This is a genomic window from Pontixanthobacter gangjinensis, from assembly GCF_009827545.1.
GTDB lineage: Bacteria > Pseudomonadota > Alphaproteobacteria > Sphingomonadales > Sphingomonadaceae > Pontixanthobacter > Pontixanthobacter gangjinensis.
This window is the reverse complement of the sequence record NZ_WTYS01000001.1, coordinates 1,139,270-1,157,315: the sequence shown is the minus strand read 5'-3', so window position 1 is coordinate 1,157,315 and position 18,046 is coordinate 1,139,270. Positions and strand designations below refer to the sequence as shown.

17 protein-coding genes are annotated in these 18,046 nt (G+C 55.2%); 9 read left to right on the top strand and 8 right to left on the bottom strand.

Annotated features, from left to right (window positions below):
- Position 1 precedes the first annotated feature (1 nt).
- From GRI36_RS05480 to GRI36_RS05470, 3 genes are all read right to left on the bottom strand, one after another.
- Positions 2-706: an N-acetylmuramoyl-L-alanine amidase gene (locus tag GRI36_RS05480; RefSeq protein WP_160597541.1), complete on the bottom strand. Its 705-nt coding sequence runs from the start codon at positions 704-706 to the stop codon at positions 2-4.
- 3 nt (positions 707-709) lie between these two features.
- On the bottom strand, positions 710-1,369 hold the full coding sequence (locus GRI36_RS05475) for a histidine phosphotransferase family protein (protein ID WP_160597540.1): 660 nt from the start codon (positions 1,367-1,369) through the stop codon (positions 710-712).
- Between the two features lie 139 nt (positions 1,370-1,508).
- On the bottom strand, positions 1,509-1,937 hold the full coding sequence (locus GRI36_RS05470; protein WP_160597539.1) for a Mov34/MPN/PAD-1 family protein: 429 nt from the start codon (positions 1,935-1,937) through the stop codon (positions 1,509-1,511).
- A gap of 79 nt (positions 1,938-2,016) precedes the next feature.
- Between GRI36_RS05470 and GRI36_RS05465 the strand changes: the two genes are divergently transcribed.
- From GRI36_RS05465 to GRI36_RS05435, 7 genes are all read left to right on the top strand, one after another.
- A complete protein-coding gene (locus tag GRI36_RS05465) occupies positions 2,017-2,973 on the top strand; it encodes an RluA family pseudouridine synthase (RefSeq protein WP_160597538.1) in 957 nt (318 codons plus the stop codon).
- Between the two features lie 134 nt (positions 2,974-3,107).
- Positions 3,108-4,010, top strand: a complete 903-nt coding sequence (rpoH, locus tag GRI36_RS05460; RefSeq protein WP_328598357.1) for an RNA polymerase sigma factor RpoH — start codon at positions 3,108-3,110, stop codon at positions 4,008-4,010.
- A 95-nt stretch (positions 4,011-4,105) separates the two neighbouring features.
- On the top strand, positions 4,106-4,774 hold the full coding sequence (gene mtgA, locus GRI36_RS05455; RefSeq protein WP_160597537.1) for a monofunctional biosynthetic peptidoglycan transglycosylase: 669 nt from the start codon (positions 4,106-4,108) through the stop codon (positions 4,772-4,774).
- A gap of 5 nt (positions 4,775-4,779) precedes the next feature.
- Positions 4,780-5,736: a cation diffusion facilitator family transporter gene (locus GRI36_RS05450; RefSeq protein WP_160597536.1), complete on the top strand. Its 957-nt coding sequence runs from the start codon at positions 4,780-4,782 to the stop codon at positions 5,734-5,736.
- Positions 5,733-6,305, top strand: coding sequence for a sigma-70 family RNA polymerase sigma factor (locus tag GRI36_RS05445; protein WP_407985663.1), 573 nt, complete (start codon positions 5,733-5,735; stop codon positions 6,303-6,305). The genes GRI36_RS05450 and GRI36_RS05445 overlap by 4 nt, the downstream gene beginning before the upstream one ends.
- On the top strand, positions 6,302-7,009 hold the full coding sequence (locus tag GRI36_RS05440) for an anti-sigma factor (protein ID WP_160597534.1): 708 nt from the start codon (positions 6,302-6,304) through the stop codon (positions 7,007-7,009). The genes GRI36_RS05445 and GRI36_RS05440 overlap by 4 nt, the downstream gene beginning before the upstream one ends.
- Before the next feature lie 80 nt (positions 7,010-7,089).
- Entirely contained in the window at positions 7,090-7,659 is a 570-nt protein-coding gene (locus GRI36_RS05435; RefSeq protein ID WP_160597533.1) for a fasciclin domain-containing protein, read from the top strand.
- Positions 7,660-7,853: 194 nt separating this feature from the next.
- Here the strand turns inward: GRI36_RS05435 and GRI36_RS05430 are convergent, their stop codons facing one another.
- The 3 genes from GRI36_RS05430 to GRI36_RS05420 form a co-directional block, all read right to left on the bottom strand.
- Positions 7,854-8,669, bottom strand: a complete 816-nt coding sequence (locus tag GRI36_RS05430) for a hypothetical protein (protein WP_160597532.1) — start codon at positions 8,667-8,669, stop codon at positions 7,854-7,856.
- 136 nt (positions 8,670-8,805) lie between these two features.
- On the bottom strand, positions 8,806-10,071 hold the full coding sequence (gene clpX, locus GRI36_RS05425; protein ID WP_160597531.1) for an ATP-dependent Clp protease ATP-binding subunit ClpX: 1,266 nt from the start codon (positions 10,069-10,071) through the stop codon (positions 8,806-8,808).
- Positions 10,072-10,290: 219 nt separating this feature from the next.
- The gene (locus tag GRI36_RS05420) at positions 10,291-10,995 is read right to left on the bottom strand and encodes an ATP-dependent Clp protease proteolytic subunit (protein ID WP_160597530.1); all 705 of its coding nucleotides are present in this window, start codon (positions 10,993-10,995) and stop codon (positions 10,291-10,293) included.
- Positions 10,996-11,278: 283 nt separating this feature from the next.
- On the opposite strand from GRI36_RS05420, the gene GRI36_RS05415 reads away from it, so the two are divergent.
- Positions 11,279-13,423, top strand: coding sequence for a TonB-dependent receptor plug domain-containing protein (locus GRI36_RS05415; protein WP_160597529.1), 2,145 nt, complete (start codon positions 11,279-11,281; stop codon positions 13,421-13,423).
- A gap of 3 nt (positions 13,424-13,426) precedes the next feature.
- On the opposite strand, the gene GRI36_RS05410 is transcribed toward GRI36_RS05415, so the two are convergent.
- A complete protein-coding gene (locus tag GRI36_RS05410; protein WP_160597528.1) occupies positions 13,427-14,671 on the bottom strand; it encodes an acyltransferase family protein in 1,245 nt (414 codons plus the stop codon).
- Between the two features lie 175 nt (positions 14,672-14,846).
- On the opposite strand from GRI36_RS05410, the gene GRI36_RS05405 reads away from it, so the two are divergent.
- Entirely contained in the window at positions 14,847-16,400 is a 1,554-nt protein-coding gene (locus GRI36_RS05405) for an amidase (RefSeq protein ID WP_160597527.1), read from the top strand.
- Between the two features lie 65 nt (positions 16,401-16,465).
- Here the strand turns inward: GRI36_RS05405 and tig are convergent, their stop codons facing one another.
- The gene (tig, locus tag GRI36_RS05400) at positions 16,466-18,043 is read right to left on the bottom strand and encodes a trigger factor (protein ID WP_160597526.1); all 1,578 of its coding nucleotides are present in this window, start codon (positions 18,041-18,043) and stop codon (positions 16,466-16,468) included.
- Positions 18,044-18,046: the final 3 nt, after the last annotated feature.

Genomic DNA, 18,046 nt, shown 5'->3' with positions numbered 1-18,046 from the left:
GCTATCTAGCGGTTCCCCGGTCCCTGTCGAGCAAAAGCTGGAACAGTATCGCGCGGATCTCTCCGTCAATCTCGCCATTGATCTTGCGCGGCCGCCAACGGCGCTGGAATGCGGTAACGGCGGCACGGCCATCGGTGATGTCATACCCGTAGCGCTCGAGCGCGAGATAGAACGCGCCGTCATTGTCATAGACATCGCCCAATGCAATTTTCGGAACGGCCAGCGCCAGCCCACAATCTGACAGTCTATCCCAAGGGAAAAGCTCACCCGGATCAGTCTTGCGCGCCGGAGCCACATCCGAATGCGCGACCACATTGGCGCGGGGGATGTCATACTGCTTCGCGATCCGGTGGAGCAACGGGATCAACGACTCGATCTGCGCATCGGCAAATGGCCTGTAACCAAGCGCATGACCGGGGTGATCCAGCTCAATCCCGATGCTTGCCGAATTGACGTCCTTGATCCCGCGCCAGAATGAAGCCCCCGCATGCCAAGCGCGCATCTCCTCGGGCACCAGCAAGGTAACCTCGCCTTCTTCGCTAATCAGATAATGCGCACTAACACCGGCAACCGGATCGCACAGGCGTTCCAGCGCGGTTTCTACCGGCTTCATCTCTGTATAATGAAGAACGGCCATCGTGATCGGCAATTTGCGATCATTGCAATTCGGCGAAAGCCGTGTGTGATGGACCAGTTCGTCTTTCATTGCCTAGCCGATCAACCCCTCCGGCTGGGGCAGAACTGCGCCCAGCACGAGCGCATCATCGGTCAGTTGATATTGCAAGCCACCGCCCGATTTGTCAGCCAGCAGCGAAATCATATGTGCTGGTGCGGTGCGGCTAGACAGGTCGCCAACCGGCAGGCTCCCTTCGAGGGCCTGACCAATGGTTTCATCAAATGCGATTTTTGGCCCCGAGGCGCGCACGACAATTTCTGTATTCCCTCCGCGCAATTCTGCGCCAATATCCAGCGTACCGCCGCGCACCAGCGCATCCAAAGCGATATGAGCAAGGTTGAGCAGTACTTTGACCGCGGATTTGGGCAGCTTCACCGCATCCATCGCCCAGCTCATCTCGACGCGCTTATTGCCTGCAACCAAAGCCTCGATCGCTGCCTTTGGCTCGGAAACCTCGACCATTTCGCCAAATCCGCCAGCCGCGCCAAAAGCGAGGCGGAAGAATTTCAGCTTGTCAGTGCTTGCCTTGGCGCTTTGCTCAAGCAATTCAAGACATTGCTGCCGCATTGCCGGATCGGTTTCGTCAGCCAGCAATTCCAGCCCGTTGCTCATTGCACCAACCGGGCTGAGCAGATCATGGCAAAGCCGCGAGCACAGCAACGCGGCGAGATCGGCGGAAGAGGATTGGTTCATTTTGGAGGGGCATTTCCTGTATGAGAGTAACATATGGAGCACTGTCTTAAACGAAAATGACCCCGCTGCCACCTGTGGTTAACGGGTGCGTGAAAAATGAGCGAAAAAGAGAGGGGCTGGAGCGAACCATGCAGCCAGATTAATTGTCCAGGACCGTGTAGGAAAGAGCCGCGAATCCACTGTCCTTATCCTCCCAGAACATGACCCCCGAAACGCCGACAATCGCCCAGATGCGGCCGTCACCCGCGGCCATGGCCTGGTCAGTTTCCGACGGAGCCGGATCACCAGATGGATGCGAATGGAAAAACCCCAGAACCTCTGGCCCGCCTCTGCGTTCGGAGCGATACGCATCTATCAGGGTCTCGGGATCAATTTCGAAGTGGGTTTCGGGCGTTGGATGGACGTTCTCTGATTCGATTAGCCGGGTAATTACCCCGCCTTCACCCACCAGAATGCCGCAACATTCCTGCGGGGCAGACTTGCCCGCCAAATCACACATCGCGCCATGCACGGATTGCGGAACTGGCAAATCACCTTGCGAATTTAATATGAAACGCTGCGCAATCATCGGGGGCCCTTCCGTTCGCAACGCAACTAAAAGAACGCACGCCCTTCGACAACCATAAGCCATCTGGCTAAGGAGGCCTGTGATCGAACCTGAAACAGACCCGAACCTTATTACCGGAACCCTCGCCACGGCGGGCCGTATCGACAAATCTCTGGCAGAGGCATCAGGCCTTTCGCGGGAACGCATAAAGGCGCTGATGGCAGAAGGGGCGGTGACGGTTGGCAAAACTGTCACAACGAACCCGTCGGCCAAAATGCAGCCCGGCGCGCATTTCACCATCAATGTGCCGCCTGCGACAGTAGCGGAAGCGCAACCGCAGGACATCCCCCTCGATATCGCGTTCGAGGATGAGCATCTGATTGTCGTCAACAAGCCTGCGGGCATGGTCGTCCATCCCGCAGCGGGAAATCATGAAAACACTTTGGTCAACGCGCTGCTCCATCACTGCAGGGGGCAATTGTCAGGAATCGGCGGAGTTGCGCGTCCCGGCATCGTCCACCGGATTGATAAGGATACTTCTGGTTTGTTGGTGGTAGCAAAATCTACTGCCGCACATGAGGGGCTGGCGAAGCAATTCGCCGACCATACAATTTCCCGGCGATATATCGCAGTCTGCAACGGCCACCCCGCCCCGACCAGCGGGACCATCGAAGGGGTGATCGGAAGATCATCGGGCAACCGCAAGAAAATGGCGGTCTTGGAGGAGGATTCCTCACGCGGGAAACACGCAATCACGCACTATACGACCAAAAGAGTATTGAGCAATTCCAGTGTAATAGAGTGCAGGCTGGAAACTGGTAGAACCCATCAGGTGCGCGTTCATTTTGCATCAATCGGTCATGCGCTATTAGGGGATCCATTATACGGACGCACGACCGCACCACTCAGACCGATTCTTCAGCGATTGAGGTTTGTCAGACAGGCGCTCCACGCAGCTTCGCTTGGATTTGACCATCCGGTCACTGGCGAAAAAGTGGAGTTTCACGCTGAGTTGCCCGACGATATGCGGGAACTAATCGACCAAACCGCTCGTTGAGATCGATGAAATGCACACAGTAAGTGCTGCAAAAAACGGAAACTGCGTCTATATGTAACCAAGCGGCCCGAAATTACGGATGCCCATTAGGGGTTTGTGAAAAAGAGGTTGGCTCAAGAAAGGTTAGGGAAAAAGTGAGTAACGTAACAGCAAAAGTACCGGCGCTGGGCGGCGAGCAAAGCCTCAATCGCTATCTGTCGGAAATCAAGAAGTTCCCCGTTTTGACCGCAGAGCAAGAATACATGCTCGCCAAAGCCTATGCGGAACACGAAGACCCCGAAGCAGCAGCGCAACTGGTAACCAGCCACCTTCGCCTCGTCGCGAAGATTGCGATGGGTTATCGCGGTTATGGCTTGCCCGTTTCCGATCTGATTTCGGAAGGCAACGTTGGCCTGATGCAAGGCGTCAAGAAATTCGAACCGGAACGCGGCTTCCGCCTTGCCACCTATGCAATGTGGTGGATCAAGGCGAGCATGCAGGAATTCATCCTGCGCAGTTGGAGCCTCGTGAAAATGGGCACCACCGCTGCCCAGAAAAAGTTGTTCTTCAACCTTCGCCGGATGAAGAAAGAGCTGGAAGCGTATGAAGACAGCGACCTGCATCCTGATGACGTAACCAAAATTGCGACTACGCTTGGCGTTGCCGAGCAAGAAGTCATCAACATGAACCGCCGGATGATGATGGGCGGTGATGGTTCGCTCAACGTCCAGATGCGCGGCGATGAAGATGGCGGCGGCCAGTGGCAGGATTGGTTGGTCGATGACCGCCCGCTGCAGGATGAAACCGTGGCCGAGGCTGAAGAAGCCGAAGTCCGGCACGAAATGCTGGGCGAGGCAATGGACGCGCTCAACGAACGTGAAAAGCACATCTTGACCGAACGCCGGCTGACCGAAAACCCGCAAACTCTCGAAGAGCTGTCGCAGGTCTATTCCGTTAGCCGCGAACGCATCCGCCAGATCGAAGTGCGCGCATTTGAAAAGCTGCAAAAAGCGATGAAGGCAATTGCTGGTGAAAGGCTGATGCCGACTGCGGCATAAAATCTTACCCGCGACCGAACAAATGACCCCGCCAACAGCAATGTCGGCGGGGTTTTTGTTTGTGGTACCGCATTCCCGCGCTAATACCCGCTGAGATGGTTCGTTTACTCAAAATCCTTGCGAAAATCGTTCTGTGGTTCGTGGGCCTCAGTCTGGCATTCGTGCTCATTTTCAAATTTGTGCCGCCGCCTGTTACTGCGACCATGGTTATGAATGGTGACGGGATTACCAAAGACTGGGAATCGCTCTCGAATATCGACCGCAATCTGGTCAGCGCAGTTGTCGCTGCGGAGGACGGCAAATTCTGCACCCATGACGGGTTCGATGTGGAAGCGATCGAGAAAGCGATTGAACGTAACGCGCGCGGCGGCCGGATCCGCGGCGGCTCCACAATCAGCCAACAAACCGCCAAGAACGTGTTCCTGTGGCAAGGCGGCGGATATGTTCGCAAAGGGTTCGAGGCGTGGTTCACTTTCCTGATAGAAAAAATATGGGGCAAACGGCGGATTATGGAGGTTTACCTCAATGTCGCAGAAACCGGCATCGGCACATACGGAGCCGAAGCTGGCTCACAGCGATATTTCGGCCACTCTGCATCGCGGCTGAGTAAATCAGAAGCGTCGCGCATGGCTGCCGCCCTGCCCTTGCCTCAAAAACGCTCCGTCACCAATCCTACCGGCTTCACCCGCCGATATGGCAACATGATTGCCGCGCGCATGGGTGTAGTAAGGCGTGACGGATTGGAAGCTTGTGTTTACGACTAATGCCGATGGGTAACGGGCACGCACATTCTCAGGATCATGGGCACTCGCATGGGCACAAACATGCTCACGGAGGAGGCCACAGCCACGCCCCTGCTGATTTCGGGCGCGCATTCGCCATCGGGGTCGTTCTCAACACTGCATTCGTAATTGTCGAGGCAACCTACGGCTTCCTCTCAGGCTCAATGGCACTGATTGCAGATGCGGGGCACAATCTATCCGATGTCCTCGCCTTGCTGCTGGCATGGGGCGCGAGTATCGCAGCGAAACGCGCTCCGACCGGGCGCTTCACCTATGGCTACAAAAGCTCAACCATCCTCGCCGCATTAGTCAATGCGGGGCTGCTGCTGGTCGCAATCGGCGCAATCCTGTTCGAAACATTGCACCGCATGTCTGACCCCGCACAGGTAGAGGGCATGACCGTCGTGATCGTCGCGGGTATCGGGATATTGATCAATGGCGGGACGGCTTTGCTGTTCATGCGCGGTCAGAAAGACGATCTGAATATTCGCGGTGCCTATTTGCACATGGCCGCCGATGCGCTGGTTTCTGTGGGCGTGGTTGTGGCTGGCCTCGCGATCATATTTACCGGAGCGAATTGGATTGATCCACTGACGTCGCTTGTGATTGTCGCGGTAATCGCATGGGGCACGTGGGGCTTGCTGAAAGACAGCGTGAAGTTGGGGCTGCTGGGCGTGCCTGAAGGCATTTCCGAATTGGACGTACGCGAATTTCTGTCAGATTTGCCCGGGGTCGAGGCGGTCCATGATCTGCATATCTGGCCAATGAGCACCACCGAAACTGCACTAACCGCCCACCTGGTTATCCCTAGCGGGCATCCAGGCGATACGTTCCTGCATGATATTTCGGAAGAACTCGCGCATCATCACCGGATCAACCACGCGACCATCCAGATTGAGCAGACCCGCGATTGTGCACAGCATGGCCAGGGTTGCGCCCCGTGAGCGATCCGGAACGGGCCCGTGAAGAGCTGAAAGCCGCAATCGCGCGGTTGGCGGATGGCGACAGGTCAGCGCTCGAATTCATTTACTCGGCCACCTCAGCGAAACTATTTGGCATTTGCCTGCGTATCTTAGGCAGCAGAGATGAAGCCGAGGATGCCTTGCAAGACGTCTATATCAGTTTGTGGCGCAGCGCCGGTCGGTACGATCCGGCGCGGGCAAGCCCGATCAGCTGGCTGGCGACCTTCGCGCGCAACCGGGCGATTGACAGGCTGCGCTCGGGCGGCGGCGGTGGCAGGGTCCAACGCGAAGCGGCGCCAATCGAAGAAGCGGCAGAAATTTCGGATTCGGCACCACTCGCCGATGCCATGCTGGAAACCACACAGCGCGATGCGAAGATTCACCATTGCCTTGGCGAATTGGAAGACCGCACTCAGGATGCTATCCGCACTGCTTTCTTTGAAGGCACAACCTATGCAGAATTGGCTGAGGCCAAGGATGTTCCGTTGGGAACGATGAAGAGCTGGGTCCGGCGCGGACTCGAAAAATTAAAGAGGTGTCTCGACATATGAGCGCTCCAGGATTGACAGATCGCGAACGGCTCGCCGCCGAACACGCGCTTAGCCTGCTCGAAGGCGAGGAATTGCTGCAAGCACGCGGATTGATGGTGAGCGACCCATCTTTCGCGGAGGAGGTCGCTGCATGGCAGGAGCGCCTCGCACCGCTGCATGACGAATTTGCCGAGATAGCGCCCGGCAAACAGGTTTGGGCGCGGATCGAGCGCAAGATTGCGGAGGACAGCCGCCCGGCAGCTGAAGTCGTAACATTGCGCCGCCGCATCCGGCAGTGGCAAATGGCCAGCCTCGTATCTGCTGCCGCGGCGATTGCGCTGGCCTTTTTCGCCATTCCCGCGATCCAGCAACAGCCCGCCAATCCTGCCGCGCCGCTAATGGCCAATATCCCGATTGGCGAGACGCCGCTCCGGCTCGCGGTGACGTATCTGCCCGACAGCTCCGAAATGCTTGTCTCGGCCAGCGGCCTGACCGCTGACGGCGTACATGATCATGAATTGTGGCTGGTTGCGGATGAAGGCGCTCCGATATCCTTGGGCGTGGTTGTGCCAGGCGAGGAACGCCGGATGCCAATTGACGAGGCTTTGGCGCAGCGCATTGCGGCTGGCTCTGACCTGATTTTGACTCGTGAACCCTTGGGCGGACATTTGCCCAATTCAGCCGCGGGCCCGACGGTCGCATCGGGCGAATTTACAAAAACCTGATATTTTTTGCATCCGCCAATTGGCGGGCTGCGTATCTCCATCACAAGCCGGACGGGGCTTGATGAAACAGGAGATATTCAATGCCAAATTTCAAATCATTCAAAGCCCTTGCCCTCGCAGGCGTAGTTGCAATTTCGGGTGGCGCGCTGATCGGCACCGCACCGGTTGCTGCGCATAACCACAAATCACATGGTGAAATGGCGCAGCCTAATATCGTGCAGGCCGCTGTTGGCACCGGCGTACATACCACTCTGGTAGCCGCGGTTAAGGCAGCCGGCCTAGCTGACACACTTTCCGGCCCCGGCCCATTCACCATCTTCGCGCCCACCGACACGGCCTTTGCGAAATTGCCAGAAGGCACCGTGGCAACGCTGGTAAAGCCTGAAAACAAGGGAACCCTGACCGGCATCCTGACCTATCACGCAGTGGCCGGAAATGTCTCTGCCGCTGACCTGATCGGTCTGATTCAAGCAGGCGGCGGCAGCGCAACCCTCTCTACCCTATCAGGAGGCGAACTGACCGCACGTCTATCGGGCGACACAGTGGTCATCACAGACGCCGCAGGCCGCGCCACCGCCGTTACGCAGGCCGATGTGAAGGTTTCTAACGGCGTGATCCACGTAACCGATGGCGTATTCCTGCCGGCCTGATCCAGTAACAACCCGCGCTGCGAAATTCCCCTCCCGCAGCGCAAACAGAACCCCGCTCAGCGCCTCCTCGGGCTGGGCGGGGTTTTGGTCGCAATCATCCGCCCCGTTACACAGCAATGGGGAGGTGGCAGTCCGCAGGACTAACGGAGGGGCAAATGGCAAGACAAACCACAAGGGCGACATTTCTCAGATGTCTAACTTACAAACCAATTCCGCATGGAGACAAGGGCGATCTCATATTTAAACCAAACACAAGTGCCAAACGCAACCGTTGCAAAGCCGTAAGGTACAAAGCGATCTAGGAAAATATGACTCCTCACATCACGGCCATCTAAATCATCAGCAAAGTTCACGAAACTGATTGATATGTCCGAAAGTTTCTTTGTAAGACTATGCAGTTGTTCAATTTTCGTTATCGCTGAATTTTCAGTCTCATAGATCAATTCGAGGTCAGGATCGCGATCATTCGACTTGATTTGACTAGCCAAATGAGAGGCTTCCGCTGACACTTTGAATATTTGCTCCGAAAGACCTTTAGCATCATCCTCGTAATGCTTCGCAATTTTTTGCAGATTGGTCGTACCTTCTGTGGACTCAAAAAAGGCCATTACATTCTGCTGAATTCTGATCGATTTATTTTCTAGCTCTCGCAATTCTCGGCTGATTTCTGGAAGGGTTTGTTCAATCTCCGTTTCTCGGACTTCCAAGTCATTAATCTTGGCTGATGCTTTTTTTAACTGGACGCTCCATTCTTGAACCCCCTTCACCATCTCTCCGGCGGCGTTGTCAAATTGCATCAAAACAATAGTACCCCGCTCAGGTTCGTCACTTGCCTCAAGGGCCTTGGCCGCCACAGATGCTTCGTGGTGAACCCTACGAACTTCGCGAGAAAAGCCCAACCAGTTGTAAACAAGAAGAATTATCAATCCTGTTGCAAGGGTAAATTGTCCGACTTCGAAGTCAGAAAGTAAGGTGACTTTATAAGAGTCACCTTTGCTCGGACTAGACACAGAAAATAGCCAAAGCACCCCGGAAACCCAAAGGAAATTCCTCTTGGCTTTCTTAAACTCTTCGGAAGTTTGGATTAGTCGCAGGCCTCCCGACGTTAGAGCTGAGCGAAAAACTTCTCGCGCTCTACCGAACAAATTAAGCCGCCTCTTCCTTCTCGCTTTCGCCGCCAACTACGCGAATTGGCTGTTTGCGTCCTTCAACCACTTCGCTGTCGATGACGATTTCGGTCACGCCTTCCATATCGGGCAGATCGAACATCGTATCGAGTAGGATGCCTTCGACAATCGAGCGCAATCCGCGCGCGCCGGTTTTGCGTTCGATAGCCTTTTGGGCGACCGTTTGCAGCGCGTCTTCGGTGAATGTCAGCTCGACATCTTCCAGTTCGAACAGCTTGGCATATTGTTTGACCAGCGCGTTTTTCGGTTCGCTGAGGATTTTCACCAGCGCTTCGATATCCAGATCACGCAAAGTGGCGATAACCGGCAGACGGCCAACAAATTCAGGAATCAAGCCAAATTTCAGCAGATCTTCCGGCTCACATTTTTCAAGCAGTTCCCCAATACGGCGCTTGTCAGGATCGGCAACATTCGCGCCGAAACCGATCGAGCGTTTTTGCAAACGGTCTGCGATGACTTTTTCGAGGCCCGCAAACGCACCGCCGCAAATGAACAGGATATTGGTGGTGTCGACTTGCAAAAATTCTTGCTGCGGATGCTTGCGCCCGCCTTGCGGGGGAACGGAGGCAGTGGTGCCTTCCATCAACTTCAGCAAGGCTTGCTGCACGCCCTCGCCCGAGACATCACGCGTAATGCTGGGGTTTTCAGACTTGCGGGTAATTTTGTCGATCTCGTCAATATAGACGATACCGTGCTGCGCCTTGTCGACATTATAGTCGGAGGATTGCAGCAATTTGAGAATGATATTCTCGACATCCTCACCGACATAGCCGGCCTCTGTCAGCGTGGTCGCATCAGCCATCGTAAACGGCACGTCGAACGTGCGGGCCAGCGTCTGCGCCAGCAGCGTCTTACCGCAACCGGTCGGGCCAACCAGCAGAATGTTCGATTTGGCGAGCTCAACCTCACCCGATTTGCCGCCATGCTTCAGCCGCTTGTAATGGTTATGCACCGCGACAGACAGAACGCGCTTGGCACGGTCTTGGCCGATTACATAATCATTCAGCGTGGTGAAAATATCCATCGGTGTCGGCACATCGCCATCACCCTTGCCAGCGATGCCAGCCTTGGTTTCCTCACGGATAATATCGTTGCATAGCTCAACGCATTCATCACAGATGAACACGGTCGGGCCAGCGATCAGCTTGCGCACTTCATGCTGCGATTTGCCGCAGAAGCTGCAGTAAAGCGTACTCTTGGAGTCGGTTCCGCTCAATTTAGTCATATCCCGTGTTCCCGAATCCCTTGTGTCCGTTTGACCCCAAGCGGGCCAAATGGCGCGATTCGTCCGACTTTAAGGCCGGATATTTGATAATCAACCTACAGCTTATAGCAGGCACCCCTTACGGAGTGCTGAAGCGGCAAGGTTGCTGAATTGCTACAGTTAACGTCCCACGCCGGGGCAATGCACCGCAATGCGCCGGTGAGAAGAGGCGGCAAACCCTTATTCAGGAGCGCCGCCCGAACCCTTCTCGTCGGCAGGCTCTTCGCCTTCAGGGCGTGTTTCGAAGACTTTGTCGACGATGCCGAATTTCATCGCTTCGTCTGCCTCCAAGAAGGTGTCGCGGTCCATCGCCTTTTCGATCTCGGACAATTTCTTGCCGGTGTATTTCACATAAAGATCGTTCATGCTCTTCTTGATCCGCAATATTTCGCGGGCCTGAATTTCGATATCCGACGCCATACCGCGCGCACCGCCAGAAGGCTGGTGGATCATGATGCGGCTGTTCGGCAGCGCAACACGCATGCCAGGTTCCCCTGCTGCTAGCAGGAAGCTGCCCATCGATGCGGCCTGCCCCATGCAAACGGTGGACACACGTGGCTTGATATATTGCATAGTGTCATGGATCGCCATTCCAGCGGTCACAACACCGCCAGGCGAGTTAATATACATAGAAATCGGCTTGGACGGGTTTTCGCTTTCAAGAAACAGCAATTGCGCGGTGATAAGCGATGCCATTCCGTCTTCGACCTGGCCAGTAACGAACACAATCCGTTCGCGTAGAAGGCGGCTGAAAATATCGAAGCTACGCTCACCCCGGCTGGTCTGCTCGACAACCATAGGCACCAGCGCGCCGGTCACCGGGTCGCGGGTAAATTGGCCTTGCGTGCCGTATGTATCGCCAAGGTGCTGTGAAAGGTCGATCATAATAATCCTTACGTCATCTCAAATCTGACCGCCTATGTCGCGACTGGCGCGGCGATGTTCAAGGGCATTAACCCTTGATGATGCCAGATCGGTTGAAAACTCCTTGATTGCAGTCAGTAGCTGGCGGCCTCCTCGGTCGCCTCGTCGCTCCTTCAAAACGGGTCATCTGGAACTTTCAACGCGCCAAGTTGTTCATCGCGCAATGCCATCCCCCTGTCGAGTCGGCTCTGTTCTAAGCGCGTAGCAATTGCGAAAGATGCAATTGAGAGAGGATAATCCCCCCATGGCCGCATTCCCCCCTGAGTTGCGAATTTTTTCCGCACGAGCTTTCGCTCTGCTGCCAAGCGGGGTCGCGCTATGTTTCTGCGCGCCCTTGGTAGCCCAAGAATCCCTACCGGATATTTCAAAAGCCGTTGCGGTAGACGCCAGCGCCGCGGCAACCGCCGAAACCAGTGTTTCTGAAGGCCGGGGACAAGTCTACGCACCCGAATATTTCGCCCGCATTGCGCCCCGCAACGCACTCGACATGCTGCAAGAAGTCCCGGGGTTCAACATTCAGGGTGGCGGTGGAGGCGGTCGCGGTCTTGGTCAGGCAGACGAGAACATTTTGATCAATGGCGGCCGGCTGTCGAGCAAGTCCGACAGTGCTCGCGACCAGCTATCACGGATACCTGCTGATAAGGTCGTCCGGATAGAAATCGTTGACGGAACCACGCTCGATATTCCGGGGCTGACCGGACAGGTGGCCAACATCATCACTTCGGGCGGCGGCATGTCGGGCCAATTTGTTTGGCGTGGGAGCTTTCGCCCCGAAACAGATCGCCAGGAATTGTTTGGTGGTGAAATCTCCGCATCAGGAAGTGCGGGAAACTTGGACTACACAATCGCAGCCAGACTGCAGAACAACCGCTTTGGTGCTGTTGGACCGGGCTTCATTTATGATGCCAATGGCACGCTACTCGAAACTCAGGATGGCGGCTTCAAGGGTAAATTTGACGAACCCTCAATTTCAGCCAATCTCAAATATGATTTCGGCAAGGATGTTACCGCCAACCTGAATTTGTCATACGAGAAAGAGATATTTGACGCAGCAGAGCAAGAGTTTCTGTCTGGCACGGGGTTGGTTGACCGCAATCGGGACAACATCCGCCGTAACCGCGAATATGAATATGAAATTTCTGCAGATATCGAATTCCCCCTCGGCTCCGGGAAACTTAAGCTTATAGGTCTGGAGAGTTTCCAGAACCGCGACTTCACTGAGACTGTGACGACAGGCTTCGGCGACAGTTCGGACGATGAAGGGGGCCGGTTTGCACAGATAAGCGATCAAGGAGAGCGCATTGTTCGGGGCGAGTACAATTGGCCGATGTTTGACGCCGATTGGCAGATAACCGGCGAAGCGGCTTTCAACCGGCTTGATAATGTAGCAAGCCTGTTCGAGCTGGACGGCGGCGAGTTCGCGCCAATTGCCTTCCCCGAAGGCACCGGCGGTGTCCGCGAGGATCGATATGAAACTGCCCTAAGCTTTAGCAAGCAATTGACCCCGGAATTGGGCTTTCAGGCAACTGGCGGGGCTGAATTCTCCAAAATAACCCAATCAGGCAGCGCTGCAAATGCGCGCAGCTTTAAACGACCAAAGGGCTCCGCTTCGCTATCATGGCGTCCTGAAAAAGGGCTGGATATCTCGCTCGAAGCCCGCCGCGTGGTTGGCCAATTGTCCTTCGGTGACGTGCTTGCGCGGGTATTCCTTGATGACGGCAACCAAAATGGGGGCAATAATGAATTGGTGCCAGAACAGCGCTGGGATATTGAGCTGGAAATCAACAAGACACTTGGCGCTTGGGGCTCAACCAATTTCACGGTCACGCATCGGATGGTCGAGGACTATATTGACGTTATCCCGCTGCTGACTGGCGGCGAAGCGCGCGGCAATATTGATAAGGCAAAGCGCACCGATTTCAATTGGAACACAACCCTGAAATTTGATCCGCTCGGCGTGCCTGGCGCGCAAGTCGATCTCGAATTCCAGATCATTGACACTAATGTGCGCGATCCCTTGACCGGCATCAGCCGGGCATTCTCGCAACAGCGCAATAAGCGTTTCCGCGCTGAATTCCGCCATGACATACCGTCCAGCGATTGGGCCTATGGCGCTAACATCTTCCATTCGCGCAACAATCGGTATTTGAGGCTCAGCGAAGTCGGGCGCAATTATGAAGGACCAACCTTCGCCGATGTCTTCATCGAGCATAAGGACGTTTTCGGGCTGACAGTAAGCGCGACTGCGGCGAACCTTCTAGGCGGGAAGGAATTCTTTGAACGAACGGTCTATGATGGGCCCCGCACCGACAACCAGATCGCCTTCATTGAAGAAAGAGCGCGCGATATAGGCCCGATATTCCGGTTCAGCGTTTCGGGCAACTTCTGACCCTTATTCGGCCGGCAGCAATCCGGAAACACGGCTGTCCTCGGCTTTCTCGGCACGCTCCTTGCGGATCGCGCCGATATCGGTCTTTCCATTAAACAGCAGCCTGGCAAGTGCGAAGCGCCGAACCACATATTCATGGATCACAATGACGGTAGCGGCCGTGACAATGGTCAAAATCGCAAACTCCAGCGCGATGGGCCAATCCACCGCTACCAGCCACTGGCCATAGGCATAGATAAGGCAGTGGTGCAGTAAATACATCGTCAGTGCGCAGTCTGCCAGCCAGGCGGTTTTGGGGCCACCGGCAAAGAAATACCGGTGGAAGAATTGCAGAATGAACAGAACGATCGTCCAGATTGCCAATTGGTTGGCGAAAAGCATCGCTAGCGAAACAAGCTGGCTCTGACTTTCATCGGGATAGGGCTGAACCAGCAACGCGAGTGCTGCAGCAGCTGGCATCCACCCGCGCCAGCGCACCAGAGCCGCCAAGAAGCCGGGCGAAAGCGCAGCCATCACGCCGATGACAAAGAAGGGAAATTCGCTGACCAATTTGTACCAGCTTTGGAAACCCGGGAATATCAAATCATAAGCACCCGGCATCTGCGCAGCAGCCAGATAATTCGCTGTGTTGGCGGAAGCCGCAAGCAACAGGAAAATTGCAAATGCGGCGCTGGAGCCGAACCACAAGCCGAATTTGTCTGAAAATTGGACAACCTTCTGCCTCAAAGATGAATTGCGCGGAACAGCGCACTGAACCGCTCCGGCGAGCAGGAACATCGGGATTAGGCTGACCAGAAACCATAAATGCAAAGCCCAAGTGCCATCCATCCAGATTGCTATGAATTCTGCACTTCCGATCCAGCCCAGAAATGTCGCGCCGCCCCCGGCATCGATGTAACGCAAATGATGCTCAATCATATTGAGCGACACGGCAACGCTTACGAGCGGGATACCAGTGCGGACGAGCCGGTTTGTGATGAAATCGCCGACACTGCGGCGTGACAGCAATAACACCGTAAAGAACCCGCCGACAAAGAAAAATGTCGGTGTAACAAACAAGTGAAACCCAAAAATCAGCCAGTCAAAGAATGCGTGACTATCGGTGTTCGCTGTTATCCAGGGCCGCGCTGGCGCATAGACTGTGCCTGCATGCAAAGCGACCGACAGGAACATCAGAACGGATCGCGCTCCGTCGATGTCGTGATAACGCTGCGGCCTAGCCGCTATGGTGGCATGTGATTGGCTCATATTCTACTCACGACTTACGATTTTTGTTCGCTCGCAACTCGCTCCTGCCCTCTCAATTTTCCCTGGGTGGTGGAGCTGTAAAGGGCGGAGGTAAATTGCGGGTAAAAGCAGAACCGCTGTCCCGCCATGCAACACAAGCCTTGCGATAAATTACCAAACTGGCAGTCTGCGGTGCATGATAATCCATAAAATCCCGCTCGCCGCGCTTCTGTCCAGCGCATGCTATTTTGGCGGCGCTAGTCTCGCTTTCGCGCAAGAACAGCCGCCCGCTTTTACCAATGGCGGCCCGGCCTCCGCCCGCGTAGCTGAAGTAAAGGACCAAATTCACCGGATCGAAACGCTGGATGATGCCGGCCCCATGCTCAATGCAGTCATTGCATACAACCCCGGCGCTGCCGATCTGGCTGTCTCCCGGGTTGAACTGCCGCTTGAAGGTAAAACGGTGTTAGTCAAAGACAATATCGAAACCGCCGAATGGCCTACCACGGCCGGCAGTCTGGCACTTCAAAACAATATGACGCGGCGCGATGCGCCTTTGATTGCCAATTTACGCGTTAACGGTGGCATCGTTCTTGGCAAAACCAACTTGTCCGAATGGGCCAATATCCGCGACAACAGCTCGACCAGCGGATGGAGCGCAATCGGCGGCCTTACCCGAAATCCGCACGCGATTGACCGCAATTCCTGCGGCTCTTCATCAGGCAGCGGTGCGGCCGTCGCAGCAGGGTTCGCATGGGCCGCCATCGGAACAGAAACCAACGGTTCGATTACCTGCCCCGCGAGCATCAATGGAGTTGTTGGTTTCAAGCCCAGTGTCGGTCTTGTAAGCCGAACTCACGTGGTGCCAATCAGCAGCACCCAAGATACGGCAGGCCCGATGGCCCTGACTGTCATGGACGCAGCAATGCTATTGGGCGCCATCGCTGGTGAGGACTCTGCAGACGCAGTGACATCGACTGTTCCAAACCGACTGACCGACTACACCTCTGGCCTTTCAGCCTATTCTCTTGAAGGCGTTCGCATTGGCGTGATGCGAGATCAGATCGGCAATCGTGATGATGTCGAGACCGTTTTCGAGATCGCTCTTGCTGATCTGGAGCGCGCCGGGGCCGTGCTTGTCGATGTGGAATTTGAACCCAACACTAAGATGTATGGCGACAGCTTCACCGTGCTGTTGTTCGAATTGCGCGAGGAAATGGGAAAGTATCTTGAGTCCATTCCGGAAATGGAGGGTGAGGACCCAACTCCGCGCAGCCTTGCTGATCTCATCGCTTTTAATGAAGCCAATGCTGGGACCGAGATGCGCTATTTCGGACAAAGCATATTTCAAACCGCCGAACAGTCGACCGACCGCGAGGCATACGAGAAAGCTCGCGAAAATGCCGTGCGAATAGCTGGCAAAGAAACGCTCGACATGCTGCTGGCAAAACACGCCGTGCAGTTTCTGGTCGCCCCGACGAGAGGCCCAAGCTGGACCAGCGATCTGGTCAATGGTGACAATTTCAATGGCAGCATCGGCTTCGGAAGTCCGGCTGCTATTGCGGGCTATCCTCATCTGACCGTACCCATGGGTCAAGTGGAACGGCTGCCCATCGGAATCAGCTTCTTCGGAGCCAAATGGGCCGATCATGAGGTGCTGAAATTAGGCGCCGCCTATGAGCGCGCCCGCAGCGCCCAACTCCCTAAGCCCAGCTTTGAGCGGTGGGATGCAGACTCAGCCGAGCGATAGTCAGCCATAAAAAAAGGCGGAGCGCACTGATATGCGCCCCGCCCTTTCTCGAATCTAAGCGAAGCTTACTTCTTCTTAGGAGCAGCTTTCTTTGCGGCAGGCTTCTTTGCAGGAGCCTTCTTGGCTGCAGGTTGTTTCTCAGCAGCTTCCTTTTTTGGGGCCGCCTTCTTAGCCGGAGCTTTCTTCGCAGCTGGCTTATCGTCAGCCTTCTTGGCTGCCTCTTTCTTAGGGGCCGCCTTCTTGGCCGGAGCCTTCTTAGCCGCTGCTTTCTTTTTGGCCGGAGCCTTTTGCTTGGCAGCCGCTTCTTCGGCAGCTTCATCAGCTTCGATTGCCGCTTCCAGCTCTTCACGCGTTACTTCGCGGTCGGTTACTTCAGCTTTGTCGAACAGGAAGTCGACAACTTTGTCTTCATACAATGGTGCGCGCAGCTGTGCAGCAGCCATTGGCTCTGAATTGATGTACTGAACGAAGCGTTCGCGGTCTTCATTGCGATATTGCTGCGCCGCTTGCTGGATCAGCATGCTCATTTCCTGTTGAGAAACTTCAACGCCGTTCTTCTGACCGATTTCGGAAAGCAACAGGCCCAAACGCACGCGACGTTCTGCGATATTGCGGTAGTCATCTTTCTCGGCTTCGATTTCCTTCAGCGCGCCATCAGGATCTTCATCCTTAGCGGCTTCTTGCTGAAGCTGTGCCCAAATTTGTTCAAACTCGGCTTCAACCATTTTCTCTGGAACATCAAAATCATGGCCGGCAGCCAATTGATCGAGCAATTGGCGCTTCATCTGCGTGCGCGTCAGGCCGTTTGTTTCCTGCTCCAGCTGACCTTTGAGAAGCTCTTTCAGCTTATCAAGGCTGTCGAGGCCAAGCGAAGTGGCGAAATCATCATCAAGCTTCGTGTCGCCTTCGACCTTCACTTGCTTAACGACAACCGCGAATTGCGCTTCCTTGCCGGCGAGATGTTCGGCTTGGTAATCCGTCGGGAACGTGACCGTGATGGTTTTCTCGTCGCCGGTTTTCGCACCAGTCAATTGCTCTTCAAAACCGGGAATGAATTGGCCCGAACCGATAACCAGCGGAGCGTCTTCAGCCTTGCCGCCTTCAAACTCAACACCATCAACGCTGCCAGTGAAATCGATGATTAGCTGATCGCCGTCAGCGGCTTTCTTCGATTTCGGCGCGTCTTTGTAGCTTTTTTGCTGATCAGCGATGTTTTGCAGCGCTTCTTCAACGGCCTTATCGGCAACCGGCACTGTCAGACGCTCAAGCTTGAGGCCTTCGACATCAGGCGTTTCAATGACAGGCAGGATTTCCAGATCGATCTTTACGATCGCGTCCTTGCCTTCTTCATAACCTTCTTCGAGGTCAATCGCGGGCTGCATCGCAGGACGCAGCGCCTTCTGCTTCAGAACTTCATCAACTGATTCGCGGATCACGTCATTGACGGTTTGCGCGTGGATTTGTTCGCCGTGCATCTTTTTGACCAGATTCGCTGGCACTTTTCCAGGACGGAAGCCGGGCATTTTGACCTGCGGGGCAACCTTCTTGATCTCGGCGTCGATTCGGCTGCTAATATCTGCTGCCGGAATGGTCACCTGATAGGCGCGCTTGAGGCCTTCGTTGGTGGTCTCTTTAATCTGCATGGT

Bases quoted from the DNA above. Each gene is read 5' to 3' on its own strand.
- GRI36_RS05480 (WP_160597541.1), bottom strand. From the start codon at position 706: ATGAAAGACGAACTGGTCCATCACACACGGCTTTCGCCGAATTGCAAT.
- GRI36_RS05475 (WP_160597540.1), bottom strand. From the start codon at position 1,369: ATGAACCAATCCTCTTCCGCCGATCTCGCCGCGTTGCTGTGCTCGCGG.
- GRI36_RS05470 (WP_160597539.1), bottom strand. From the start codon at position 1,937: ATGATTGCGCAGCGTTTCATATTAAATTCGCAAGGTGATTTGCCAGTT.
- mtgA (WP_160597537.1), top strand. From the start codon at position 4,106: ATGGTTCGTTTACTCAAAATCCTTGCGAAAATCGTTCTGTGGTTCGTG.
- GRI36_RS05450 (WP_160597536.1), top strand. From the start codon at position 4,780: ATGGGTAACGGGCACGCACATTCTCAGGATCATGGGCACTCGCATGGG.
- GRI36_RS05440 (WP_160597534.1), top strand. From the start codon at position 6,302: ATGAGCGCTCCAGGATTGACAGATCGCGAACGGCTCGCCGCCGAACAC.
- GRI36_RS05435 (WP_160597533.1), top strand. From the start codon at position 7,090: ATGCCAAATTTCAAATCATTCAAAGCCCTTGCCCTCGCAGGCGTAGTT.
- clpX (WP_160597531.1), bottom strand. From the start codon at position 10,071: ATGACTAAATTGAGCGGAACCGACTCCAAGAGTACGCTTTACTGCAGC.
- GRI36_RS05420 (WP_160597530.1), bottom strand. From the start codon at position 10,995: ATGATCGACCTTTCACAGCACCTTGGCGATACATACGGCACGCAAGGC.
- GRI36_RS05415 (WP_160597529.1), top strand. From the start codon at position 11,279: ATGGCCGCATTCCCCCCTGAGTTGCGAATTTTTTCCGCACGAGCTTTC.
- GRI36_RS05410 (WP_160597528.1), bottom strand. From the start codon at position 14,671: ATGAGCCAATCACATGCCACCATAGCGGCTAGGCCGCAGCGTTATCAC.
- GRI36_RS05405 (WP_160597527.1), top strand. From the start codon at position 14,847: ATGATAATCCATAAAATCCCGCTCGCCGCGCTTCTGTCCAGCGCATGC.
- tig (WP_160597526.1), bottom strand. From the start codon at position 18,043: ATGCAGATTAAAGAGACCACCAACGAAGGCCTCAAGCGCGCCTATCAG.